17 protein-coding genes and 5 pseudogenes are annotated in these 23,829 nt (G+C 50.4%); 4 read left to right on the forward strand and 18 right to left on the reverse strand.

All coding sequences use genetic code 11. From position 1 onward, the window contains the following. Positions 1-83: 83 nt before the first annotated feature. A complete protein-coding gene (locus tag CGZ65_RS02875; RefSeq protein ID WP_232507495.1) occupies positions 84-500 on the reverse strand; it encodes a ChuX/HutX family heme-like substrate-binding protein in 417 nt (138 codons plus the stop codon). A gap of 337 nt (positions 501-837) precedes the next feature. Between CGZ65_RS02875 and CGZ65_RS02880 the strand changes: the two genes are divergently transcribed. Beyond that, positions 838-1,812 (forward strand): PhoH family protein, encoded by a 975-nt coding sequence (locus tag CGZ65_RS02880; protein ID WP_096294752.1) that lies wholly within the window; start codon positions 838-840, stop codon positions 1,810-1,812. A gap of 100 nt (positions 1,813-1,912) precedes the next feature. Here CGZ65_RS02880 and CGZ65_RS02885 read toward each other — a convergent pair whose 3' ends face one another. Then, complete coding sequence (locus CGZ65_RS02885; protein WP_198345329.1) at positions 1,913-2,401, reverse strand: Rossmann-fold NAD(P)-binding domain-containing protein; 489 nt, start codon at positions 2,399-2,401, stop codon at positions 1,913-1,915. Next, complete coding sequence (locus CGZ65_RS13160; RefSeq protein WP_198345330.1) at positions 2,376-2,552, reverse strand: Rossmann-fold NAD(P)-binding domain-containing protein; 177 nt, start codon at positions 2,550-2,552, stop codon at positions 2,376-2,378. Before CGZ65_RS13160 ends, CGZ65_RS02885 begins: the two co-directional genes overlap by 26 nt. A 207-nt stretch (positions 2,553-2,759) precedes the next feature. Here CGZ65_RS13160 and CGZ65_RS02890 point away from each other — a divergent pair. Then, positions 2,760-3,331: pseudogene (locus tag CGZ65_RS02890) on the forward strand (DUF4126 domain-containing protein). Positions 3,332-3,643: 312 nt separating this feature from the next. Here CGZ65_RS02890 and rpoD read toward each other — a convergent pair. The 7 genes and pseudogenes from rpoD to gmk all read right to left on the reverse strand — a co-directional run bounded on the left by rpoD (position 3,644) and on the right by gmk (position 12,052). After that, a pseudogene (gene rpoD / locus CGZ65_RS02895) lies at positions 3,644-5,586 on the reverse strand (RNA polymerase sigma factor RpoD). A 183-nt stretch (positions 5,587-5,769) separates the two neighbouring features. Further along, positions 5,770-7,556 (reverse strand): annotated as a pseudogene (gene dnaG, locus CGZ65_RS02900) (DNA primase). Positions 7,557-7,646: 90 nt separating this feature from the next. Beyond that, positions 7,647-8,096 carry a GatB/YqeY domain-containing protein gene (locus tag CGZ65_RS02905; RefSeq protein WP_096294753.1) on the reverse strand — a complete coding sequence of 150 codons (450 nt, stop codon included), beginning with the start codon at positions 8,094-8,096 and terminating at the stop codon, positions 7,647-7,649. A gap of 127 nt (positions 8,097-8,223) precedes the next feature. Continuing rightward, positions 8,224-8,436, reverse strand: coding sequence for a 30S ribosomal protein S21 (gene rpsU, locus CGZ65_RS02910; RefSeq protein ID WP_003680926.1), 213 nt, complete (start codon positions 8,434-8,436; stop codon positions 8,224-8,226). 383 nt (positions 8,437-8,819) lie between these two features. Next, positions 8,820-10,976, reverse strand: coding sequence for a RelA/SpoT family protein (locus tag CGZ65_RS02915; protein ID WP_096294754.1), 2,157 nt, complete (start codon positions 10,974-10,976; stop codon positions 8,820-8,822). A gap of 203 nt (positions 10,977-11,179) precedes the next feature. Continuing rightward, positions 11,180-11,386, reverse strand: coding sequence for a DNA-directed RNA polymerase subunit omega (gene rpoZ / locus CGZ65_RS02920; protein WP_095502195.1), 207 nt, complete (start codon positions 11,384-11,386; stop codon positions 11,180-11,182). A 48-nt stretch (positions 11,387-11,434) separates the two neighbouring features. Beyond that, entirely contained in the window at positions 11,435-12,052 is a 618-nt protein-coding gene (gene gmk / locus CGZ65_RS02925; RefSeq protein WP_096294755.1) for a guanylate kinase, read from the reverse strand. A 101-nt stretch (positions 12,053-12,153) separates the two neighbouring features. Here gmk and CGZ65_RS02930 point away from each other — a divergent pair, with 101 nt between their 5' ends. After that, complete coding sequence (locus CGZ65_RS02930; protein WP_198345331.1) at positions 12,154-12,750, forward strand: adenine phosphoribosyltransferase; 597 nt, start codon at positions 12,154-12,156, stop codon at positions 12,748-12,750. A gap of 194 nt (positions 12,751-12,944) precedes the next feature. Continuing rightward, positions 12,945-14,794: pseudogene (locus CGZ65_RS02935) on the forward strand (lytic transglycosylase domain-containing protein). Between the two features lie 436 nt (positions 14,795-15,230). Here the strand turns inward: CGZ65_RS02935 and CGZ65_RS02940 are convergent. The 8 genes and pseudogenes from CGZ65_RS02940 to narH all read right to left on the reverse strand — a co-directional run bounded on the left by CGZ65_RS02940 (position 15,231) and on the right by narH (position 23,778). After that, positions 15,231-15,917 (reverse strand): response regulator, encoded by a 687-nt coding sequence (locus CGZ65_RS02940; protein ID WP_096294756.1) that lies wholly within the window; start codon positions 15,915-15,917, stop codon positions 15,231-15,233. Position 15,918: 1 nt separating this feature from the next. After that, positions 15,919-16,293 (reverse strand): sensor histidine kinase, encoded by a 375-nt coding sequence (locus CGZ65_RS13705; RefSeq protein WP_232507496.1) that lies wholly within the window; start codon positions 16,291-16,293, stop codon positions 15,919-15,921. Beyond that, positions 16,290-17,810, reverse strand: a complete 1,521-nt coding sequence (locus CGZ65_RS02945) for a type IV pili methyl-accepting chemotaxis transducer N-terminal domain-containing protein (RefSeq protein ID WP_232507497.1) — start codon at positions 17,808-17,810, stop codon at positions 16,290-16,292. Before CGZ65_RS02945 ends, CGZ65_RS13705 begins: the two co-directional genes overlap by 4 nt. An 84-nt stretch (positions 17,811-17,894) precedes the next feature. Continuing rightward, entirely contained in the window at positions 17,895-19,277 is a 1,383-nt protein-coding gene (locus tag CGZ65_RS02950) for a NarK family nitrate/nitrite MFS transporter (protein WP_096294757.1), read from the reverse strand. A gap of 78 nt (positions 19,278-19,355) precedes the next feature. Further along, a complete protein-coding gene (locus CGZ65_RS02955) occupies positions 19,356-20,579 on the reverse strand; it encodes an MFS transporter (RefSeq protein ID WP_096294758.1) in 1,224 nt (407 codons plus the stop codon). Positions 20,580-20,866: 287 nt separating this feature from the next. Then, positions 20,867-21,549: pseudogene (narI, locus tag CGZ65_RS02960) on the reverse strand (respiratory nitrate reductase subunit gamma). Between the two features lie 13 nt (positions 21,550-21,562). Continuing rightward, entirely contained in the window at positions 21,563-22,222 is a 660-nt protein-coding gene (narJ, locus tag CGZ65_RS02965) for a nitrate reductase molybdenum cofactor assembly chaperone (RefSeq protein ID WP_378595217.1), read from the reverse strand. Further along, complete coding sequence (gene narH / locus CGZ65_RS02970; RefSeq protein ID WP_096294760.1) at positions 22,222-23,778, reverse strand: nitrate reductase subunit beta; 1,557 nt, start codon at positions 23,776-23,778, stop codon at positions 22,222-22,224. Before narH ends, narJ begins: the two co-directional genes overlap by 1 nt. Between the last annotated feature and the right edge of the window lie 51 nt (positions 23,779-23,829).

Consider the following 23,829-nt stretch of genomic DNA (forward strand, 5'->3'; position numbering starts at 1 on the left):
CGTCGTATGGGCCAATGATAAAGCCGTTGCAGCAAATTTTCGCGCCTCACGTCTTGCGGTGTGCTGGTGGCGATGATTTTTCCCTAATTCATTTTTTGCAGCGCGGTGCCGAATTCATCGTAAAACTGAATTGAGCGCGAAACCTTATCGCCGTCGCGGTTGGTCACCGCCAAAACATGTTGCCAACGCGCAGGAAAAATCCGTAAATCGATGCCGCCGATATTGAGCGCGATGCCCGAAGTCGGCGCCAAGCTGACATTTTCATACACGCCTTGTTTTTCATGCACGCACACATCATTGCGCACCACACATTGCACTTCGCCCAAAGCGTGAAGCTTGAGTACCACGTCACGGATGTTGCTGCCCAAATACACGCTTTGAGGCGCATCGGCCATTAATGCGCCTTCGCTGACGCCCAAATCCGCCGCACCTTCACGTGGAAAATACATGCCCTTGCGGGCGGCTTTGTTGGCTTGATATTGTTGCCAGAGATTATTCATGATGAACTCCTTGTGTGAGACCTTTGCAAAATCCCTATCTTTGGCGCATTTCTTCGTTGTGCGCTGCTCGAAAGCTTAGCCTTTTTATGATATGTCTTCGCTTTCTGCGCTGCTACAACTTTGAACTGTACTCAAATCTAGGGTTTTGCAAAGGTCTCTATGTTAATTTTTCAGACGGCTTATCGGTAATTTAAAGTATAAATGATAATGAATTGTATTTTATTTTTATCGGTATTGCCAAATTTATCATGAAAAAAACACCGCCGCGCATTGAATTTTTGCCCACTAAGCCTTATAACAATGAAACAGAAATTATTTGATTGGAAAAAGAAAAAACATGAGCCATACCGTTCATCTGCAATTTGAAGACATCGACAATACCGTGCTGCAACGCCTGTGCGGCGCGCTCGACGGCAATTTGGACACCTTGGCCAAGGCTTTGGATATCGAAATCAGCCGCCGTTTCGAACATTTCACCTTTATGGGCGAACTCGCCCATGCAGGTCGCCGTGCGCTGCTGGCTTTGGCCGAAACCGCCGAAAAAGGCGAATTGGATGATCATGTGATTCAGTTGGCAGCCATCGAAGCGAAAACCGCCGATGAAAAACATGAAGAAAAACACCGCGATCACCAATACTATTTCCGCACCAAACGCGGCAGCATCGGCGGGCGCACGCCGCGTCAAAACGGTTACATTCGCGCCTTGCTCAATTACGACGTCGTGTTCGGCTTAGGCCCGGCCGGTACCGGTAAAACCTATTTGGCCGTGGCCGCAGCGGTGGACGCGATGGAAAAACACCAAATCGAGCGCATTGTGTTGGTGCGTCCGGCGGTGGAAGCGGGCGAGAAACTCGGTTTCCTGCCGGGTGATTTGGCACAAAAAGTCGATCCTTACCTGCGCCCTTTGTATGACGCGCTGTATGATTTGATGGGCTTCGACAAAGTCACCAAGCTGATGGATAAAGGCTTGATTGAAATTGCCCCGCTGGCCTATATGCGCGGCCGCACACTGAATGGCGCGTATGTAATTTTGGACGAAGCGCAAAACACCACGCCCGAGCAGATGAAAATGTTCCTGACGCGTATCGGTTTCGGTGCCAAAGCTGTGATTACCGGCGACATCAGCCAAATCGACCTGCCGCGCAACATCAAATCCGGCTTGAAGGACGCGCGAGAAAAACTCTCCAACGTGGAAGGCCTTTATTTCCACACCTTCACCAGCGAAGACGTGGTACGCCATCCTTTGGTGCAGAAAATCGTTGAAGCTTATGAGGAAGCGGAAGAAGCTGAAGAGGGCAAACGCGTTGAATAATTGATGCTTTGTATTTGAAGCAGGTGAAACACAGGCCGTCTGAAACCCATGTTTTCAGACGGCCTTTTTATTGAATGTTACTTTGATCAATCAATTGAATTTACGCTTCAAGCAATGCCCAAATATCTTCTTTTTCCAAAATGCCGGTGCGTTTGAGCGTGACGCTTTTAATCATGGCGGTGGCGGGTTGTTCGGTCGGCAAAGGTTTTTGTGCCAACAGCAAGCCAAAGCCATTTAAAAATTCTAAAGCTTTTTCTGCCCAGACTTTGCCGCTGCGGTCGCTGTTGGGGCGTTTCAACAATGGCGGGCGCAGGATGCTGGTGTATTCAAAATCCAGCGCGCTAACGGCTTGTTCCAATTCACCTTTCATGCGCATGTAAAACGATTTAGAGTTAGGATTGGCCATGCCGGCGGAAACCAGCACATAATGCGCCACGCCGTTTTGTCGGGCGGCTTGGGCGAATTGGTATTGGTAGGTGAAATCGATTTGGTATTGCTTCGCTTGGCTGCCGGCTTGTTTGATGGTGGTGCCCAGGCAGCTGAACAATACGTCGCCCGTGACTTTATCCTGCCAAGTGTGGTTTGTCAAAGTCGATGATTTCGACCGTGAGTTGAGGGTGGGTAAAATCCAGCGGTTTGCGCATGAATACGGTGACTTGGCCAACATCAGGATGTTGCAGCAATTGTTGGGTAAGGGGCTTGCCGGTCGCGCCGGTTGCGCCGATGATCAGGGCTTTCATGTGCTTTCCTTAGTGGTTTTCACGGCATAGCTGAATCAAAATGAGGGAAAATCAAAGAGGCAGCAGGCCGTCTGAACAGGTTGGTGTTGGTCATTGTCGCATAAAAATCGGTCAGAGCGCATTCAGGCCGTCTGAAAACGCTATCTTGATTGTTCAGACGGCCTGTTTGCGCGTATAGTAGGCATTATTTGATTTTGAAAACTTATCATGACTTTTACCACGATTTTAAGTATTGCGTTGGGCATAGGCTTGGCGGCGAGTTCGGGCTTTCGTGTATTTTTGCCGCTGTTTGCCCTGAGTTTGTCGGCTTATTTCGGGCTGTGGCCGATTAATGAAAGTTTTGAATGGCTGGCTTCCACGCCTGCGCTGATTATTTTGGGTGTGGCAACAGTGGTCGAAATCGGCGCTTATCTGATTCCATTTATCGATAATTTGTTGGATACCTTGGCCGTGCCGCTGGCCGGTTTGGCGGGGACGGCGGTGATGGCTTCTACTACGGCAGACTTAAGTCCTGCGGTGACTTGGACATTGGCCATTATTGCAGGGGTGGTGCGGCTGCGGCGATTAAAGGCGTGAACGCGACTACGCGTGCGGCGAGTACGGCGGCCACCGCTGGCTTGGCTAATCCGGTGGTGTCGGTAGCAGAAACCGGTATCGCAACGGTGATGGCGGTATTGAGTTTGTTTGTGCCGTTTTTGGCGGTGGCGGTGTTGTTGCTGATTGGCTTTTGGCTGTGGCGCAAATACCGTCAGTATCGCCAGCGGGTGCAAACGGTTTGATGGATATTGAACAGGCCGTCTGAAAGTTAATCTTTCAGACGGCCCGATACCTTTGCCAAAACTCCTTCAAAAGCCAGCACACAAAACCGACGTCATTCCCGCCCAGGCGGGAATCCATTTTTGAATATAGCAAACTATTGAATAAAATAGGTTTCTGAAGTTTTAGATGGATTCCCGCCTGCGCAGGAATGACGGCTTTTTGGTTTTGTTGGTGTGTTGGTGGTTTATGAGCTTTTGCAAAGGTCTCGGCCTTTTATTAATGATAAACAAAGCCGCAGATGATGATCATCTGCGGCTTTGTGGATTCAAGCATTACTGCTTGTTGTCTTCGCTGTCTAAGAAGCTCTTCAGGCGGTCGCTGCGGGTTGGATGGCGCAGTTTGCGCAGGGCTTTGGCTTCGATTTGGCGGATACGCTCGCGCGTGACGTCAAATTGTTTGCCGACTTCTTCCAGCGTGTGATCCGTATTCATGTCGATACCGAAGCGCATACGCAATACTTTGGCTTCGCGCGGGGTCAGGCTTTCCAGCACTTCTTTGGTTACTTCGTGCAGGCTGGAGTACATGGCGGCATCAGCCGGTGCCACGTTGTTGGCATCTTCAATGAAATCGCCCAAGTGTGAATCATCATCGTCGCCGATCGGGGTTTCCATCGAAATCGGTTCTTTGGCGATTTTCATGATTTTGCGGATTTTGTCCTCCGGCATTTCCATCAGCTCGGCCAATTTAGCTGAATCCGGTTCTTCACCGGTTTCTTGCAAGTATTGGCGCGAAATGCGGTTCATCTTGTTGATGGTTTCAATCATGTGTACCGGAATACGGATGGTACGTGCCTGGTCGGCAATAGAACGGGTAATCGCCTGACGAATCCACCAAGTAGCGTAAGTCGAGAATTTGTAGCCGCGGCGGTATTCGAATTTATCCACCGCTTTCATCAGGCCGATGTTGCCTTCCTGAATCAAATCAAGGAACTGTAAGCCGCGGTTAGTGTATTTTTTGGCAATCGAAATCACCAGACGCAAGTTGGCCTGAATCATTTCCTGCTTGGCTGCCGCGGTTTCGCGCTCGCTGGCAGCCATGTTTTTATTAATTTCTTTCAGTTCTTCAATCGAGATTTGCGTTTCTTTTTGCATATCGGAAAGCGCGGTTTGTTTCTCGATGATAGCGTGGCGGAAGCGGTCGAGTGCATCGCTCCATACGCGGCCTTTGCCAACTTCTTCTTCCACCCAGTTTAAATCGGTGATATTCGTCAGGAAGTTGTTGATGAAGTATTCGCGGTCCATGTGTACGCGGTCTAAGCAGATGTCGCGGATTTCTCGCTCAAGCTTGCGGATTTGGTCGACGCGGCCGCGCAGGTTGTTGCTCAGGTTTTCAATTTGACGGGTTGAGAAGCGCACTTCCAACAATTTGTTGGCGATGGCGTCACGGTGGGTCAAATAGGCCGGATGCTGGCTGTGATGCTTGGCCAATTGCGCGGTCATTTCGGCATAATCGACTTCGATTTGGGCAAAATGATCCAAGACTTTTTGCTTCAGCTCTTCCAAGTTGGCAGCGGTCATGCTTTCGGCATCGGCTGCGCTGTCATCATCGTTGTCGTCTTCGTCGTCATCATCATCGCTGCTTGCGGTGTCGTCGGAAGCATTGCTTTCCAAATGACCCAAGCCCAATTCGTTCAGTAATACTTCATTCGGGTCGATAATGGCTTCAACCACTTCGTCGACGCGGATTTCATCATTACGGATTTGATCTATCAAGGCCAAGATTTCTGCGACCGAACCCGGACAGGCAGAAATGGCTTGTACCATGTTTTTAAATGCATTTTCGATTTTTTCGCAATGATGATTTCGTCTTCGCGCGTCAGCAGGTCAACCTGCCCCATCTCGCGCATGTACATACGCACAGGGTCGGTGGTGCGGCCGAACTCGGAATCTGCGCTGGAGAGCGCCGCTTCGGCTTCTTCAACGGCATCATCATCGGTAATGGTAGCGGCATTATCGCTGAGCAGAATGTCTTCGGCATCGGGTGCTTGTTCGGTAACTTGGATGCCTAAGCCGGTAATCATACTGACGATGTTGTCGATTTGGTCGGCATCAGACATATCGTCCGGCAGGGCATCGTTGATTTCCGCATAGGTGATGTAGCCGCGCTCTTTACCCATGATGATGAGCTGTCGCAGACGAGTACGTTGCTCTTCTACGGTTAACGGACGGTTATCATCTTGATCTTGGTATTCTTCGTGATTTTTAGACATAGATATCTCGTTGTTTAGTGAAAAATGCCAACGGTTTGCCGCAAGGCCGGCACCTGAGGGCGGAGCAGCGCATATCATCGGGATATTCACGCTGAGGCCGTCTGAAACTTTAAGAAAACGGGCGTTCTGCGCTTAATTGGTTCGCAGCATGGGACAATGTTTTCAGACGGCCTAAGAAGGAATTCAGAGTTAATTTGCTTTTGACATCAATAAGGATACCAAAAGTTTCTTTTCATAATCATTCAAACCATTTTGCAGGTTTTTTTGTTTGAGTGATTCAATTTGGCTGTATTTTAACTCATTTAACAGCTTTTTCATGCCAATTTTGAAATTCTCGCATTCGGCTTGGTAGGCTTCTTCGTTGTCTTCCGCCACTTCGTCATCGGCATGACGGGTTGATTGGAAGATTTGGTTCAACGCGGCTTCATAGGGGAGCCGCGCATATGCTCTAAAATCTGTGCGCTGCTGGGCGGCTGGGCAAAGCTTTTGATGGTCTCGGCTAGGTTGGCTAAGCAGGCAAAATCGCCTTCCAGCGGGAGATATTCCGGCAAGTCTATATATGAAGCCCAATTCGGATTTATCAAGACGCTGCGGATTTGTCGTTGCACCAAAGTGAGCATCACCGGTCGCTTGAGGGTTTCTTGCGGCAGTTTGTAGCTTTTTTGCTTCACATGGCGCTTGGGCGATTCTTGGCCGAGCAGTTGCGCCAAATTGGCCGGATCGATGCCGACCAATTCACTGAGTGTCTGTTTCAATAAAAAGTTCAGCGCGGGCGCGGTGATTTGCGCCAACAGCGGCGAGGCGGTTTTCACCAATTCCGCTTTTCCTTCCTGCGTATTCAGGTTGAGGCCGTCTGAAAGATGTTGCCAAAAATATTCCGACAAAGGTTTGCTTTGATGGAGCAGGGCATCTTCAAATTGGGTTTTGCCAAACGCGCGGATGTAGCTGTCGGGGTCGTGTTCTTCGGGCAGAAACAGAAAATGCAGCGATTTATCGTCTTTCAACTGCGGCAGGGCATTTTCCAGTGCGCGCCATGCGGCTTTTTTACCGGCGGCATCGCCGTCGAAGCAGAAATAAATGCTGTCGGCCTGCCGCATCAAGATTTTTACATGGTCGGCGGTGGTGGAGGTGCCGAGCGATGCTACGCCGTAGCCGATGCCGAATTGCGCCAAAGCGACCACGTCCATATAACCTTCGACGACCAGGATTCGGCCGGCATCTTTAATCGCCGCGCGGCCTTCGTATAAGCCGTAAAGGTTGCGGCCTTTGTCGAACAAAGGTGTATCGGGCGAATTGAGGTATTTCGGTTTGGAATCGTCCAACACGCGCGCGCCGAAGCCGATAACCTGACCGCGTTGGTCGCGAATCGGAAACATAATGCGGTGGCGGAAACGGTCGTAATGCTTGCCTTCGTTGTCGATGACCATGCCGCTGTCGACCAAGGCGGTATTGGGGTAGGGTTGGAATACTTGCGCCAGCGGCTGCCAGCCGTCGGGCGCGTAGCCCAAGCCATAGTGGGCGATGATTTCTGCACTCAAACCGCGTCCGGCCAGATAATCCTGCGCCGTTTTTTGAAATTTAAGCTGCTGCGCGTAAAACGAAGCGGCGGAAGCGGTGGTTTCTTCTAAGGTTTGCTGCTTTTTCTTGCGCTCGGCACGCACTTCGGGGTTGTCGTTTTGCCCGCGCACTTTCGGCACGGCCATGCCCACCCGGTCGGCCAGATATTGTACCGCTTCGGTAAACGACAAGCCCTGATATTCCATGATAAAACCGATGGCCGAACCGTGCGCCCCGCAGCCGAAGCAATGGTAAAACTGCTTGCTCGGACTCACTGAAAACGACGGCGATTTTTCTTTGTGAAACGGACAGCACGCCATATAGTTGGCCCCGCCTTTTTTGAGCGGCACCTGCTCGTCGATAATATCTACGATATCGACTTTGGCGAGAAGTTCGTCTATGAAATCGGAAGGTATCATGGGGCGGTTAATGCGCAAGCAGCTTAATAGGTTTGATTAGGGGGTATGAGGCCATCTGAAAAAATTCAGATGGCCTCATACCTTTGATTTTTATTCGGCGGTCAGGGCGGCTTTTAAGATTTTATTGACTTCGCCCATATCGGCTTTACCGGCAAGCTGGGTTTTCAAGACGCCCATGACTTTGCCCATATCGGCCATACAGGTAGCGCCGGTCATGGTGATGACGGTATCGACGGCGGTTTTGATTTCTTCTTCGCTCATCATTTGCGGCAGATAACGGTTGAGCACTTCGATTTCGTCGATTTCTTTTTGTGCCAAATCGTAGCGGTCGGCTTCGGCGTAAATTTTGGCGCTGTCTTTGCGCTGTTTGACCATTTTGGTCAGAATGGCAATGACTTTTTCATCATCGGCTTCGATGCGTTCATCGACTTCGTATTGTTTGACAGCGGCATTAATCAGGCGGATGGTGCTCAAAGACAATTGGTCTTTGGCTTTCATCGCGGTTTTCATGTCTTCGGTAATCTGGGTTTTCAGGCTCATGACGGGCTCCGTGGGATTGCAGACAATCTAGCTAATGACAGTATTATAATGGATTTATAAAGGCAAAAACACCGTAGGGCATTCGGCCTTACGGTGTGTCTTGCTCAGATACGGGATTGCGCCCGTATTAGTACATTTTAGGAGGCAGTTGTTGGCTGCGCAGACGTTTTTGCAAGCGTTTGGCAGCAGCAGCTTTTTTGCGTTTGCGTTCGGTAGTTGGTTTTTCGTAAGCTTCACGGGCGCGCAGTTCAGTCAGCAGGCCGGTTTTTTCTACGGCGCGTTTGAAACGACGCATGGCAACTTCAAATGGTTCATTCTCTTTTACACGGATTGCAGGCATGTTATTTCCTTCAAAATTCTTTAAGTTTACGGCAGTCTGAAAAGATTGATTTAAGTTGGTTTCAGACGGCCTTTATCAATAGGGGTTTGTCTGTATCGCTGGTGCTTATAAACAAGCTGGCGGGATACGCGCCGTGATGTAAACATCACCTCCTAACAAGTCGGCTTGGTGCCGGATAGGGGTCTTTATATTTGGGTAAAAATATTTGGGTAAAAGACTGGAAACAATTCCGAGATTATCTTATAAATTGCTTTCTTGTGTCAAGTTTGGGTAAGGGATTTTAAGAGGCGTTGTGTCATTTTGGAGTGACGGGATAGGGTGTTTAAAGTTATAAAAACAGGCCGTCTGAAATTTTTCAGACGCCTGAAATGGTAGATTAACGCTTAACCGCGAATCACTTTACGCACATGCGGAATGGTATGCAGCTTGTGAATGATTTGGTTGACCTGAGCCAAATCTTTGGCCTTGATGATGAAGCCGAATTCGACAAAGCCTTCGCTGCCGGCACGGTTGGAGGAAGGGGTATTGACCGATTCGATGTCGGCGCCGGAGCTGGAAATGGCTTGTGCCATCTGTGCCAACAGGCCGTGAGTGTCTTCCGATTGGATGTTGAGGCTGAGGCGGTAGCTTTGATTGTTGAGGCTGTCCCAATCGGCATCTAGTTGCTGCTCCGGATCGGATTTGAGCAACACGCTACAGGTATCGCGGTGGATAATCATGCCTTTGCCTTGCACCAACAAGGCACGGACAGCATCGCCTGCGACCGGGTGGCAGCATTCGGCCAAATGCACGCGGCCGGTTTCTTGGCCGTTGACTTTGATCGGGCTCAGTTTGACTTCGCTGCCGAAGTGTTGGCCTGCGAGGTCGGCAATGTGCATGGCTACGGAAACGGGCTGGGTATTGCCCATGCCGACGTTGTATAACACTTCTTCAAACGAGGTTTTCTTGTCGCTCAAATCGTTCAAATATTTTTCTTTGAGGTCGTCTGAAATCAAGACATCTTTTGGCAAAAGGCTGGACAGGGCTTTTTGCAGCAGGTTTTCACCCAATACAACCGCGTCATGGCGGTTCATGGTTTTGATGTATTGGCGGATGGCGCTGCGGGCGCGGCTGGATACGGCGAAATTGAGCCATGCCGGATTCGGTTTGGCGTGCTCGGATGTAATGATTTCGACCGAGTTACCGGTTTTCAGCTTGGTGCGTAAAGGCATCATGGTGTTGTTGATGCGTGCGGCAACGGTTTTGTGGCCGATGTCGGTGTGCACGGCATAAGCGAAGTCAATCGGGGTCGAACCTTTAGGCAGGGTAAGGATTTTGCCTTTTGGGGTCAGGATATAAACTTCGTTCGGGAATAGGTCGACTTTGACATGTTCCAGAAATTCAATCGCATTGGCGCTGCTGGCCTGCAGATCGAGAATGCTCTTAAGCCATTGGTTGGTGTGTAACATGGCTTGATCGATGGTGTTTTCACCCGATTTGTAGATCCAGTGGCCGGCTACACCGCCTTCGGCAACGGCATCCATTTCGTGCGTGCGGATTTGCACTTCAATCGGCAAACCGTAAGGGCCGACCAGCGTGGTGTGCAAACTTTGGTAACCGTTGCTTTTCGGAATGGCGATGTAGTCTTTGAAACGGCCGGGTTTGGGCTTATAGAGATTGTGTAACGCGCCCAAGGCGGCGTAACAGGCCGGCATGCTGTTGACGATGACGCGAAAGGCGTAAATGTCCATCACGTCGGCAAAACGCAGTTTCTTTTGCAGCATTTTTTGGTGAATGCTGTAAAGGTTTTTCTCACGGCCTTTGATTTTGGCTTCGATGTTGGCATTGATCAAGCGGTGGCTGAATGCGCGTAATACTTTACCGACTACGTCGCGGCGGTTTTTGCGGCTGTTGTCCATCGCTTTTTGCAGCGTTTCGTAGCGCTTCGGATGCAGGTTTTGGAACGATAAATCCTGCAATTCCTGATAGGCATTGTTTAAGCCGATGCGGTTGGCGATTTGGGCGTAGATATCGAGTGTTTCTCTGGCGATGCGGCGGCGTTTGTCGGGGCGCATCGAGCCAAGCGTGCGCATATTGTGCAGGCGGTCGGCAAGCTTGATGATGATGACGCGCACGTCTTTGGTCATGGCGAGAATCAGCTTGCGGAAGCTTTCGGCCTGATGCTCTTCGTGATCTTCGAATTTGAGTTTTTCCAGCTTGGACAAGCCGTCTACCATTTCGGCAATGGTTTCACCGAATTCTGCCGCCATTTCGACTTTGGATACGCCGGTGTCTTCTAAGACATCATGCATTACGCCGGCGCACAAGCCTTGCACATCCATGTGCCAAACGGCTAATTGGGTAGCCACGGCAATCGGGTGGGTGATGTAAGGCTCGCCACTTTTGCGGGTTTGGCCCTCGTGGGCGTGAAAAGCGTAGGCCACGGCTTTTTCAAGCTGTGTCTGTTCTTTTTTGCTGAGATAGGATGCCGTTTTAAAGAGTAATTCGCGGGCTTCGGCTGTCAGCGCATCATAGGGAGCGGTAGGTAGGGGGGCGGACATATTCAGACGGCCTCTCTCGAGTTGGATAACTTGAATGGTGGGGGTGTTATCAGGTGATTCAAGAAGCGGTAAATATTATCGGCAGGCTGTTGCGGAATAAAAAAATAAGGCTTGCCATATTGTTATGTCAAAGTGAAGTGGGTAAACAACCGCGCATGGAAGCGCGGTTGAATGGTTGCTTGGCCTTGGCGGCGGCGCAAGTGTTATTTGTTGCGAGACAGCAATTCCACGCCGATTTGGCCGGCGGCTACTTCGCGTAATGCGGTCACGGTCGGTTTGTTGTTGCGGATGTCGTCAACCAAAGGTTGGTTGCCGTTTTCCAATTGGCGTGCGCGGCGGGCGGCAACCAAGGTCAAATCGAAGTGGTTGGGAATTTTCGGGGTGCAGTCTTCGGTGGTGATACGTGCCATATTGCTTTCTTTCAAAAAATAAATCGGATAGCGTATTTTCGCTGTTTTTTAAGAATTTTCCAACAGGTTTGTGAGAAAACCTTGTTGGGCGGATTTTTTCAGACGGCCTGACTTGATGATGTGCAGCAAATCGGCTTCGGCAGCATCTAAGTCTTCATTGACTACAATGTAATCAAAATCAAAAGCTTGCTCGATTTCATGACGTGCTTCAGCCAAGCGGGTGGCGATGACTTCTTCGCTGTCGCTCGCGCGGCTTTTCAGGCGGCCTGCCAAGATGTCAAACGACGGTGGCAGAATGAAGATGCTGACAGATTCCGGCAATGCACGGCGCACTTGTTCGGCGCCTTGTACGTCGATTTCCAAAATCACATCAAAGCCTTGTTCGCTCAATTGATTGACTGCGGCGATGCTCGTACCGTAGTAATTGCCGAACACATTGGCGTGTTCCAGAAAGGCTTTTTGTGCGATTAAAGATTCAAATTCTTCTTTGGGAACAAAATGATAATGCACACCGTGTTGTTCGCCTTCGCGCGGCTGGCGGGTAGTGTGGGAAATCGAGACGCGTAAATCACTGTTGTTTTTCAACAGGCGGGAAACCAAAGTGGTCTTGCCGGTACCGGAAGCGGCGGAGATGATGAAAATATTGCCGTTTTTATTGTGTTGCATGATGTTTTGCCATGGGATATTTTCAAGAAATTATAACACAATGCCTAGCGGATTTGGATGTTCAGACGGCCTCAACACCGACAGCATAAATTTGTTACAATATGGTGTTAAAAATATTCAATCTTGGAAAATTAAGCATGTTGATTCATCCTGAAGTGATGGGCGTTGATGCCTTGGCGGAAAAAATCCGTAAAATTGAAAACTGGCCGCAAAAAGGTATTTTGTTTCATGATATTACGCCGGTTTTGCAAAGTGCGGAGTATTTTCGTCTGCTGGTGGATTTGTTGGTTTACCGCTATATGGGCCAGAAAATCGACGTAGTGGCCGGCTTGGATGCCCGCGGTTTCATTATCGGCGCAGCCTTGGCTTATCAATTGAATGTGGGTTTTGTGCCGATTCGCAAAAAAGGCAAATTGCCGTTTGACACTGTGTCGCAAAGCTATGCATTGGAATACGGCGAAGCGACGGTGGAAATCCACACCGATGCGATTAAACCCGGTGCACGCGTGTTACTGGTGGATGATTTGGTGGCGACCGGCGGCACTATGTTGGCCGGTGTAGAATTGATTCGCAAGCTCGGCGGTAACGTGATCGAAGCAGCGGCAATTTTGGAATTTACCGATTTGACCGGGGGTAAGAAAATTCGTGATGCTGGTGTGCCGCTGTTTACATTGTGTCAAAACGAGGGCTGCATGTAATTATGTAAACGGTAACGGGCAAAAGGCCGTCTGAAAAGCCATACGCTTTTCAGACGGCCTTACTATTGTGGTATTCAACCCGGCAAAAAATGTAAATATCAGTTTGCAATTCGGATATTTGCCATAAATCATTTAGAATGCTGCAACTATACCGATAATAAATCATACCTGAAGATCTGATAAAGAAAGACGACATGAACGTACAACGCACATTTACCCTGTCGCTGAGCGCAATGGCATTGGCCGTATTGGCTGCCTGCGCTTCGCAAAGCAGCAAACCGACCGTGACCCGGGAGTCACGCGCAGAGAGTCAGTCGCCGGCATCGATTCCGTCACGCCGTGCCGACAGCCAATCGAAAATTTTATCTGATTTCAGCCAATATGAAAGCGCATTAAACGCCGCCAAACGCGGTGATGACGCATGGGCGCAGCAATATTTGGCACAAGCCGGCAACAGTGCCATGGCGGAAACCGTGCGCAATGAGTGGTTGAAAAGTTTAGGCGCACGCGGTCAGTGGCCGGTGTTCCAACAAGAATACAAAAAATTAGAAGCGGCAGGCCGTTCTCAAGAAGTGGAATGCTATGCTGATTTGAGCAGCGGCAATTATGCCAAAGCTGCTGATTTGGTGCGCGAAACCGCCCGCTTGCCGCAAGGCTGTACTTTATTGGTTCAGGCCGCAGCCGCCTCAGGCCGTCTGAAAAGCGATGGCGCTTGGCGCCGGGTACGCGGGTTGTTAAGCAACAATCAAATCACCGATGCGCGCAATTTGGCCGCCGCATTGGGCAGCCCGTTTGAGAGCGGGGCGCAGGGCATGCAGGAATACCGTCTGCTGTCGGTAATCGGCAGTGAAGCGCGCAAATCGTCTTCTGCCGCGGTCAATCTGTCGGCCATGGAAGGCAGCCTGACCCGCGCACAAAGCAGCTTCGCCTGGGCAGTATTGGGACAGTATCATGCCTACAGCCAAAACATGGCCGCCGCATTGAGCTACTACAGCCGAGTGACCGACCGCAGCCAGTTGACTGACGAGCAATGGGAATGGTATTCCCGTGCCGCTTTGCGTCTGCAACGTTGGAACGAATTGGCCAATGTGATTCAAGACATGCCGGTCAAGTTGCAACAATCGCCGGCTTGGCAATATTGGTTGGCACGCAGCTATGCCGCACAGGGCAACAGCGTACGCGCAAAATCGTTGTATGAACAAGCCGCCGCTTCCGGCCGCAATTTCTACGCCGTGTTGGCAACCGAAGAACTCGGCCGCCGCATCAATACCAAAAGCAACGTCAGCCAAGCCAGCCGCAGGGATGTCAGCCGTATGGCGAAAGACGGTGCCATCGACCGTGCTTTGACTTTGTTTAAAACCAGCCAAGCCAACGGCGACAGCAAAATGCGCCGTCAGGCACAGGCGGAATGGCGCTATGCCACACGCGGTTTCAGCGAAGACAATCTGCTTACCGCCGCCCAAGTGGCTTATGACAACCAGTTTTACGACATGGCCATCAACACCGCCGACCGCACCGATAATAAGCTGAATTACAATTTGCGCTATTTGTCGCCGTTTAAAGACACCACCGTGCGTTACGCCAATCAAGTGGGCGTAGATCCGGCTTGGGTTTATGGTTTGATTCGTCAGGAAAGCCGCTTTGTATTGGGTGCACAATCGCATGTAGGTGCACAGGGCTTGATGCAGGTGATGCCCGCCACCGCCCGCGAAATCGCCGGTAAAATCGGCATGAGCAGCAGCGAACTCTACACCATGGACGGCAACATACGCATGGGTACATGGTACATGGCCGATGCCCGCCGCAATCTGCAAAACAACGAAGTATTGGCAACCGCCGGTTATAACGCCGGCCCGAGCCGGGCACGCAGATGGCAGGCTTCAACGCCTCTGGAAGGCGCGATTTACGCTGAAACCATTCCCTTCAGTGAAACGCGCGATTATGTGAAAAAGTGATGACCAATGCGACTTACTATGCGTCATTGTTTAATGAGCCAGAAACTTCATTGAAACGCCGTATGGGTACCATTCCTGCACGTTATTAATACTGTAGATTCAATATAGGCAAAGGCCGTCTGAATATTCAGACGGCCTTTGATGTAAGAAATAGCCGCATTGTTTACACTTTTTATGCAAAACAGCTTTTATTTTTTGCCCGAATGATTGTTTTAGGATTTTTGAGCATTATCAAGAACCATATGGCGTTGCCGTGCCTGTCGGCATTCTTGGCAGCACTCAAAAATTCCGAAATGGGTCTTTAAGCAAGAAAACAAAAGTGTCAACAACGCTAGGGTTTTCTACGCCCCCACCCCCCAAAAAAAACTCCCTGAAAAGCCACTGAACAAAGAACCGACGTCATTCCCGCGCAGGCGGGAATCCATCTTAAAATTTCAGAAACTTATTTTATTCAATAGTTTGCCATGCTCAAAAATGGCTTCCCGCCTGCGCGGGAATGACGGTGCTTTGGTTTTTATTGGTGGGTCATGAAGTTTTGCAAAGGCTTCGGTCTTTATGCTGTTTATCGGTTTCGGAAACCAAATTATGCTGTGTGGCATAAACGGCGGCTTGAACTCGGCTGTTTAAATTAAGTTTTCTCAAGATGCTTTGCACATAAGCCTTGATGGTGGACTCGGCCAGATTCAAATGCTTGGCAATAACTTTATTACTGTGGCCGATGGCGAGATATTTTAAGGTTTCCAATTCACGCGGAGTGAGGGACTCAAGTGCATTAGGGGTATTTGCCTGCGCCGGATTGATGAGTGATTGTACCAGATGTGCGGTCATTTCTGGTGAGAACACGCTGTCGCCGTTGGCGGCTTTGGTGATGGCACTGATGAGAAAGTCGGCATCGATGTTTTTCAGTAAAAAGCCTTGCGCACCCAATTTCATACATTCGATTAAATCGTCGCTGTCTTCCGACACGGTGAGCATCACCACTTTTTGTGACGGGTTGCTGCTGAGGATTTGACCGAGCGCTTCGCGGCCGTTCATCACCGGCATATCCAAATCCAACAGCACCACATCGGGGTGAACCTGTTCAACCAATTTCACACCGCTCAAACCGTCTTCGGCCTCACCGATGATTTCAAAATCCGCTTCACCCAACACGGATTTGATACCGCGTCGAAACAGCGTGTGATCGTCAATTAAAACAATGCTTGTACTCATTCTAAAATTCTTTCTTTTTCGGTAGTAGCAGTGAAATCGCGGTATTGCCGGGTTGGGACGCTACATTTAAATCAGCATGGATACGTTGCGCGCGCTCAAACATGATATTTAGCCCGACGTGTCCGTTTTCGGCAAAATCATTTAAATCGGCGGTATCAAAGCCGCAGCCGTTGTCTTCGATTTTCATTTCAAAATCGTCTTGATTATGGAATGAAACGTTGACCTGTGTCGCCTGCGCGTGTTTGCGGATATTCGACAGGCTTTCCTGCAAAATGAAGATAAACTGCAATTGCTGCTCGGAGGTCAACAGCGGGCCGTTGTCCTGCCAGTCGGTGACGGTGTCGATTTGTGTTTGCTGTCGGAAGCGGGCAATCAAACGTTCAACTGCATCGTTGAATTCGTTGTGGTGATTTTAGTGCGGAAGTTTAATAATAATTCACGTACGTCTTCATAGCATTCCCGCACGCCTTCTTTGATGAATTGCAGCTTTTCATTGACCCTGGCATCTTGATTCAAGCCGGATTTTTTCAAGGCTTTGTCGAGCATTTGGATTTGCAGGTTTAAAAAGGTCAGTGTTTGGGCAATGCTGTCGTGCAGCCCTTGCGCAATCAGATTACGCTCTTGCAAAACGGCCAATTGGCGATTTTCAATACCCAAACGTAAATTGCTCACGGTGATGCCCAATTGTTGGCAAAGGGATTCGAGCAAATGATCATCGCCGTTGTCTGCGCCGGCATGATTGAAGTATAGCGTCATCATGCCCAAATCCACACCGTTGCTGCTGATTTTAAATACGCGTAAAAAGTGAAAACCCGATTGGCTGCACAATGGCTCGGCCACCTCGTGATTTTGCGGCGGCGTTTTGTAGAAGTTGACCGTTTGACGGCCGGATTGGTTTACAGCTTCGCCGCAGGTGCATTTTTCCAATTTGCGGCAGGCTTCGGCGGTTTGGAGGTTTTCCGGTAGGCCGCGGTGGGTAATCAAATCCATGCGTTTGCGCTGGAAATCAATCAGACGGATGCTGCCTGCTTGGGCGGGAATCATATCCATGATTTTATTCAGGAAGCCTTCCGAAGCTTCGGCAACGGTCTGCGCTTGGCTCAATAAATGGCTGAAATAGTAAAGCGTTTCCAGTGTATGGTTTTTCTGTGCTAAATCGCGGGTTTTATCCGCGACCTGCTGTTCTAAGTTTTGGTAAAGGTTGTGCAGACGGGTGCTCATTTGGTTGAAGCCGTGGTCGACTTCGGCAAATTCGGTCACATTTTCAATCGGTACTTGCTTGCCGAATTGGCCGTCGTGAATGGCAGTCACGCCGTTTTGAAGATGGGTCAGCGGGAGAATAATCCAGCGGTAAAGCAGTAAAACCATAATGATCGAGCTTATGCATACCATGCACAGCAACATTAATTGGAAAAGGCGTAATTTATTGATGTATTGGTTGTTGACGATTTCAATCGACTTAGCCAAAGTATCGATGGATTGGATAAAAGGTGGGATTTTACTGCGATTGAAAGCCAAACGTTCAGCTGAAATGGTTTGAAACCACGGTTTGATATCGTTAGCCCAAGTGTGCTTCAAAGTAGCCAGATTGGCTTGCACGTCTTTGTCATTAGGCAGAAACAGCGGCCGTTCGGGCACGCCGTTGCTCAAATTGGCAAGTGTTTGGTCGAAATCTTCAATGTAACGGTCGATTTTCGATTGCGGTGCACGGCTTTCCAGCAGCAGACCCAAACGGTAAGTCTGCATACGCAGACTGCCGGTGTCGTTGATGGCGGCGGCACCGCCTTCCAAACGCCACGACAAAACCAGCGTCAATACAATTGACGCGGTAGCTGCAACCAGCCACAGCAGCGTCAACAATTTCAAACGGGTGGAAAGGCGTTGTGGGAACATATTTCGTCATTGATCAGATACTTCCCACTATCTTATCATTTTCAGACGGCCTGTGCATAAGGCCGTCTGAAAAACATGACTGGACTAGCATTTCACTTCCGCTTGCGCACGGGTGTAATACCACCAATTCAGCAACAGACAAATGACGTAAAACGCGATAAATCCGTATAAAGCCATGTTGACGCTGCCGGTAAGCGCGATGGATGTGCCGTAGCTTTTGGGGATGAAAAAGCCGCCGTAAGCCGCAAACGCACCGGTAAAACCGGCCACCGCCGCGCCTTCTTTACCCGCGTTGATTAAGGCTTGTTCGCGGCTGATGATACCTTGTTCGGCCAAACGCTGCTGCTGAATCAAGAAGATAATCGGAATCTGCATGAAGGTTGAGCCGTTGCCGATGCCGGTCAGCGCAAAGAGGGCGATGAAGCAGGCGAAGAAGCCCCAGAAATTGCCGCCCTGTCCGTTGACGGGCAGGAAAAACAATACTCCGAATACGGCGATAATCATGCCGACAAACACCCATTGTGTGATTTTCGCGCCGCTTTGGATTTTATCCGACAACCAGCCGCCGAAAGGCCGCACCAGCGCGCCGACCAAAGGGCCGATAAAGGCGTATTTCACCGGATCGACGCCGGTAAACTGGCTTTTGGTCAAGAGCGGGAAACCGGCGGCAAAGCCCAAAAACGAGCCGAACGTGCCCAAATAAATGATGCACATAATCCAGTTGTGTTTGCGCTTGAAAATCACCGCCTGATCTTTGAAGCTGGCTTTCGCGCTGGCCAAATCGTTCATGCCGAACCAGGCGACTATGGTCGACAAGATAATAAACGGTACCCAGACGAAGCCCGCGTTTTGCAGCCAGATCTGTTTGGTTACGCCGTCTTTGACCCAGGTCTGCGGTTCGCCGCCCAAGTTGCCGAACAACGCGGCGGTAATCACCAGCGGCACGAGAAACTGCGCCACTGATACGCCCAAGTTGCCCAAACCTGCGTTTAAACCCATGGCCGTGCCTTTTTCCGCTTTCGGGTAGAAGAAACTGATATTGGCCATGCTGGATGAGAAATTGCCGCCGCCAAAGCCGCACAGTAAAGCCAAAATCAGCATGGTGGTGTAGCTGGTGTCGGGATTTTGTACGGCCAGCCCCAAACCGACGGCGGGCAAGAGCAGGCTGGCGGTGGAAATCGCCGTCCAACGGCGGCCACCGAAAATCGGCACTAAAAACGAGTAAAAAATGCGCAAGGTCGCGCCCGACAAAGCCGGCATGGCCGCCAGCCAGAAGAGTTGGTTTTCATTGAATTGGAAACCGATAGACGGCAGATTAATCACCGCCACGCTCCACACCTGCCAAATGGCAAATGCCAGCATCAGCGCAGGAATGGAAATCCATAAATTGCGGGAAGCGGTTTTCTTGCCGCTGTTTTGCCAGAAATCAGAATCTTCCGGCCGCCAGTCTTGAATTAAACGCGACATCGCGTTGCTCCTTATGATATTTTGACAAAGGCCGTCTGAAAGAGAAGATAATCGTTCAGACGGCCTTACTTAAAAGGTTTATTCTTGGCGTTTGCCTTTGAACGAGAAGTGCATCCAAATCAGCGAAATACACACCGTACCGTAAAGCAGCATGAACGCTGTCGAGCGGATACCCGTCAAATCTAAAAGCGCGCCGAACATAATAGGCAGTAAGAAACCGCCCATGCCGCCGGCCAAGCCGACCGCGCCGGAAACTGCGCCGATGTTGTCGGGGTAGTCATTAGCCACGAATTTGAATACCGATGCTTTACCCACCGCCATCGCAATGCCGGCAGCAAACATCAATAGGGTAAATATGGTTACATTTAAACCTATGCTCATGCTTATCGGGCCATTGGCCGTCTGAATCACCATTTCGGTTTGTGGGTAAGACAAGATGAAAAAACATACCCATAATACCCACATCACGCCCCAAGTCACCTTATAGGCACCGTATTTGTCGGAAAGATACCCGCCCAACGCGCGCAGCACACCACCCGGCAGCGAGAAGCAGGCAGCTAAAAACGCAGCCGTCTGAATACTCAAACCGTATTCGTCGATGTAGTATTTGGTCATCCACAGCGACAAACCGACATAACCGCCGAATACCACCGAATAATATTGGCTGTAACGCAATACGCCCGGATCTTTCAGCAGCAGCAATTGCTGTTTGAGGCTGGTGTTGGAAGACACCAAATGTTTCGGATCGTGGTAACTGGTGAACCAGAACAAAATCGCCGTACCCAGCATCACTGCCGAGTAAACGGTCGGCACGAAATGCCACGTGCCGTAAGCGATGAGGGCAGGAGCGAGGAATTTGTTGACCGCGGCACCGGCATTACCCGCACCGAACACGCCCATTGCCAAGCCTTGCTGGTCTTTCGGGAACCAACGTGCGACATAAGGTGTGCCGACCGAAAACGAACCGCCGGCCAAACCCATCATCAGGCCGATAATCAGAAACTGCCAGTAGGCATCGGCGTACTTCATCAGGAAAATAGCCGGCACGCTCAACATCATCAGCACAAACATCACAATACGGCCGCCGTAACGGTCGGTCCAAATGCCTAACGGCACGCGAATCAGTGAGCCGGATAATACTGGCAATGCCGCCAAAATACCGAATTCGGTTTCCGACAAGCCCAATTCGTTTTTTACCGGAATGCCGACCACCGCCATCATCATCCAAATCATGAAGCAGACGGTGAATGCGAAAGTGCTGCTAATCAGCACGGAATAGCGTTTATACGTTTCGGAGGCCATTGTCCCCCTGCCTTTCTTAGTGTTTGATACAAATTCAGATTTGGTTTTCAGACGGCCTAAAGATCTTGGTAATCCCCAATTTAAACCAAGAACTCTATCCACGTCATTCCCGCGTAGGTGGGAATTCGGAGCTTTGTCTTTATAAACTCTGTATTTCTGAAACTGATGAATCCGGATTTTCGCCTAGGCGGGAATGACGGATTGCAGGTTTCCGGCAATATACGAGTCTTGCAAAGAGGCCTGATCCTTGAACTCATACCACAAAACAGGCCGTCTGAAAGATGGGATTAACGGCGGCGCACCAACTGCCATGCGCGTCCGATATAAGCTACGCTGGCAAAACCGCTCCAAACGTGCACCATACGGGTGAACGGGAAAATGAAGAAGAAGGTCATGCCCATGAAGATATGCAGCTTAAAGAGGAAATTCACGTCTGCCAGATAGGCCGCCGCATCACCGCGGAAGGTGACGATGTGTTGCGCCCAGTGCATGAGTTTCACCATTTCATGACCGTCGAGATGGCCCATGCTGACAAAGATGGTGCATAAGCCCAATACCAAGGTAATCAAGAGCCAAACCAGCACCAATTTATCCTGCCAAGAACTGTTGGCGTTGATGCGGTCGATTTTGAAACGGCGCAAAATCAATAAAATCAGGCCGACCAGCGCCATTACCCGAACACGCCGCCCATCACCATCGCAAACACCTGTTTTGCGCCGTGGCTCACACCGATGGCATCCCAAAACCATAGAGGGGTCAGCAGGCCGAACAAGTGGCCGAAAAATACTGCCAAAATGCCGACGTGCATCAAAATGCTGCCCAAGCGCAATTGGCCGTGAAACAGCAATTGGCTGGAATCGCTTTTCCACGAATATTGCTCGCGGTCAAAGCGGACCAAGCTGCCCAGGAAAAATACCGCCAGACAGATATACGGGTAAATGCCGAAGAAAAATTGATTGAAGGTATTCATGATTTATCCTCCTTTAAGGGTATGCGCCAAGGCTGCCCTTGGGGTAAAACTGTACGGTTTCGATGGCCGGTTTCAACAAAGGCTCAATGCCGGCCATATCGGGGCCGAACATTTCCATGGCTTCGTCCATGTCGCGCACCGGCGGTTCGATTAAGGCTTTCGGTTCGACCGGCGTCAGCGCCACTGCGGCTTGCAGCAGCGCTGCATAAGGCGAATCGGCGGTTTCGAGTTTGCCGGCAATATGCGCAATCACGTGTACCGCATCGCCGAGGATTTTTTGTGCTTCCGCTTCCGGAATAAACGACAGAAATTCCAACACCGCAGGCAGGTAGTCCGGCAATTCTTCATCGCCCAATTCAAAGCCGTGGCGGCGGTATTCTTCGATTAAATCCACCATCGCGCTGCCGCGGTCGCGGTCTTCACCATACACATGTTCGAAGAGATAGAGCGCCTGATGGCGGTTGCGGTCGAAGTTCAGCACATAATATTCCTGCAATTCGCGCAAAGGCGTGTTGCCCAGATAATCCAAAAAGGCTTGTAATGCTTCGCGTTTCGGATTTAATTCAGGCCATTCGTTCAAGGCCGTCTGAAACTCGGGCAGGAAATCAATCAGTTCTTGCTCGGGGTAACACATCAAGGACGAAAGCCATTTGTAAACCAAAGGGTTGCTCATCAGTGCACTCCTTCTTCCCGGTTTTTCTCGTTGTCTTTGCGCAAACCGTGGAACACAATCGGTGCGGCTTTGCGTTTACCGAACAGGCTTTCGTTGCTTTCGCCTCCCGAGCAGCCGTTGCCGAAGGTAAAGCCGCAGCCTTTTTCGTTGAAGGTTTCTTCCACCATTTCTTTGTGGCTGGTCGGAATCACGAAACGGTCTTCATAGTTGGCAATCGCCATCACTTGATACATTTCTTCCACTTGGGCAGGAGTCAGGCCGGTACCGTCTAAGGTTTGCTCCAGCGTTTCGCCGTGCACGACTTGGCCGCGTTTGAAGCGGCGCATGGCAATCATGCGTTCGAGCGCATCTTTAATCGGCTCGATTTTGCCCGCAGTGAGCAGGTTGGCCAGATAGCGCAGCGGGATACGCATTTCGTCCACGCTCGGAATAATGCCGTTTTCGCCGACCAAGCCGTTTTCGATGGCTGATTGGATCGGTGACAAAGGCGGTACATACCAAACCATCGGCAGGGTGCGGTACTCGGGGTGCAGCGGGAAGGCGATTTTCCATTCCATCGCCATTTTGTACACCGGCGAGCGTTTGGCTGCGTCAAGCCAGCTTTGGCTGATGCCTTGTTCCAGTGCTTGGCGTTGCACTTCGGGATCGTTCGGATTCAGGAATACACCCAGTTGTGATTCATACAAATCCTGAGGGTTTTCTACTGAAGCAGCTTGTTCGATTTTGTCGGCGTCATACAGCAGCACACCCAAATAGCGGATACGGCCGACACAGCTTTCCGAGCAGACGGTCGGTTGGCCGTTTTCGATGCGCGGGTAGCAGAAAGTGCATTTTTCCGCTTTGCCGCTGGTCCAGTTGTAGTAGATTTTTTTGTACGGACAGCCGGACACGCACATGCGCCAGCCGCGGCATTTGTCTTGGTCGATTAATACGATACCGTCGTCTTCGCGCTTGTAGATGCTGCCCGACGGGCAGGAGGCCACGCAGGTCGGGTTCAGGCAGTGTTCGCACAGGCGCGGCAGATACATCATGAAGGTTTGCTCGAATGCGGCGTGCATGTCTTTTTGAATGCCTTCGAACAATACGTCTTTGGCACGTTTTTCAAATTCGCCGCCCAAGTCGTCTTCCCAATTGGGGCCCCATTCGACTTTGTCCATTTTCTTGCCGGTCAGCACGGAAACAGGGCGTGCGGTCGGTGGCGTTTTCATTTTCGGCGCATTTTGCAGATGCTCGTAGTCGTAGGTAAACGGCTCGTAGTAATCGTCGATTTGCGGCATGTTCGGGTTGGCGAAAATATTGGCCAGAATCTTCAGCTTGCCGCCTTGTTTGGGTACCAGTTTGCCGTCGGGTTTGCGCACCCAGCCGCCGTTCCATTTTTCCTGATCTTCCCAGTTTTTCGGAAAGCCGATACCGGGCTTGGTTTCCACGTTGTTGAACCATGCGTATTCGACGCCGTCGCGTGAAGTCCAGACGTTTTTGCAGGTTACGGAGCAGGTGTGGCAGCCGATACATTTGTCGAGATTCAAAACCATGCCGATTTGCGCTCGGATTTTCATAATGGTGTTCCTTGTGTTTTATGTTTCAGACGGCCTTTTCAGAGGCCGTCT

It is taken from the genome of Neisseria weixii, assembly GCF_002327085.1.
Taxonomy (GTDB): domain Bacteria; phylum Pseudomonadota; class Gammaproteobacteria; order Burkholderiales; family Neisseriaceae; genus Neisseria; species Neisseria weixii.

Bases quoted from the DNA above. Each gene is read 5' to 3' on its own strand.
- CGZ65_RS02905 (WP_096294753.1), bottom strand. From the start codon at position 8,096: ATGAGCCTGAAAACCCAGATTACCGAAGACATGAAAACCGCGATGAAA.
- rpoZ (WP_095502195.1), bottom strand. From the start codon at position 11,386: ATGGCACGTATCACCACCGAAGACTGCACCCCGAAAATTCCCAACCAC.
- CGZ65_RS02940 (WP_096294756.1), bottom strand. From the start codon at position 15,917: ATGAGTACAAGCATTGTTTTAATTGACGATCACACGCTGTTTCGACGC.
- narH (WP_096294760.1), bottom strand. From the start codon at position 23,778: ATGAAAATCCGAGCGCAAATCGGCATGGTTTTGAATCTCGACAAATGT.
- CGZ65_RS02950 (WP_096294757.1), bottom strand. From the start codon at position 19,277: ATGTCGCGTTTAATTCAAGACTGGCGGCCGGAAGATTCTGATTTCTGG.
- rpsU (WP_003680926.1), bottom strand. From the start codon at position 8,436: ATGCCTGCAATCCGTGTAAAAGAGAATGAACCATTTGAAGTTGCCATG.
- CGZ65_RS13160 (WP_198345330.1), bottom strand. From the start codon at position 2,552: ATGAAAGCCCTGATCATCGGCGCAACCGGCGCGACCGGCAAGCCCCTT.
- narJ (WP_378595217.1), bottom strand. From the start codon at position 22,222: ATGAGCAACCCTTTGGTTTACAAATGGCTTTCGTCCTTGATGTGTTAC.
- CGZ65_RS02875 (WP_232507495.1), bottom strand. From the start codon at position 500: ATGAATAATCTCTGGCAACAATATCAAGCCAACAAAGCCGCCCGCAAG.
- CGZ65_RS02955 (WP_096294758.1), bottom strand. From the start codon at position 20,579: ATGGCCTCCGAAACGTATAAACGCTATTCCGTGCTGATTAGCAGCACT.
- CGZ65_RS02880 (WP_096294752.1), top strand. From the start codon at position 838: ATGAGCCATACCGTTCATCTGCAATTTGAAGACATCGACAATACCGTG.
- gmk (WP_096294755.1), bottom strand. From the start codon at position 12,052: ATGCAACACAATAAAAACGGCAATATTTTCATCATCTCCGCCGCTTCC.
- CGZ65_RS02930 (WP_198345331.1), top strand. From the start codon at position 12,154: ATGGTGTTAAAAATATTCAATCTTGGAAAATTAAGCATGTTGATTCAT.
- CGZ65_RS02945 (WP_232507497.1), bottom strand. From the start codon at position 17,810: ATGTTCCCACAACGCCTTTCCACCCGTTTGAAATTGTTGACGCTGCTG.
- CGZ65_RS02915 (WP_096294754.1), bottom strand. From the start codon at position 10,976: ATGTCCGCCCCCCTACCTACCGCTCCCTATGATGCGCTGACAGCCGAA.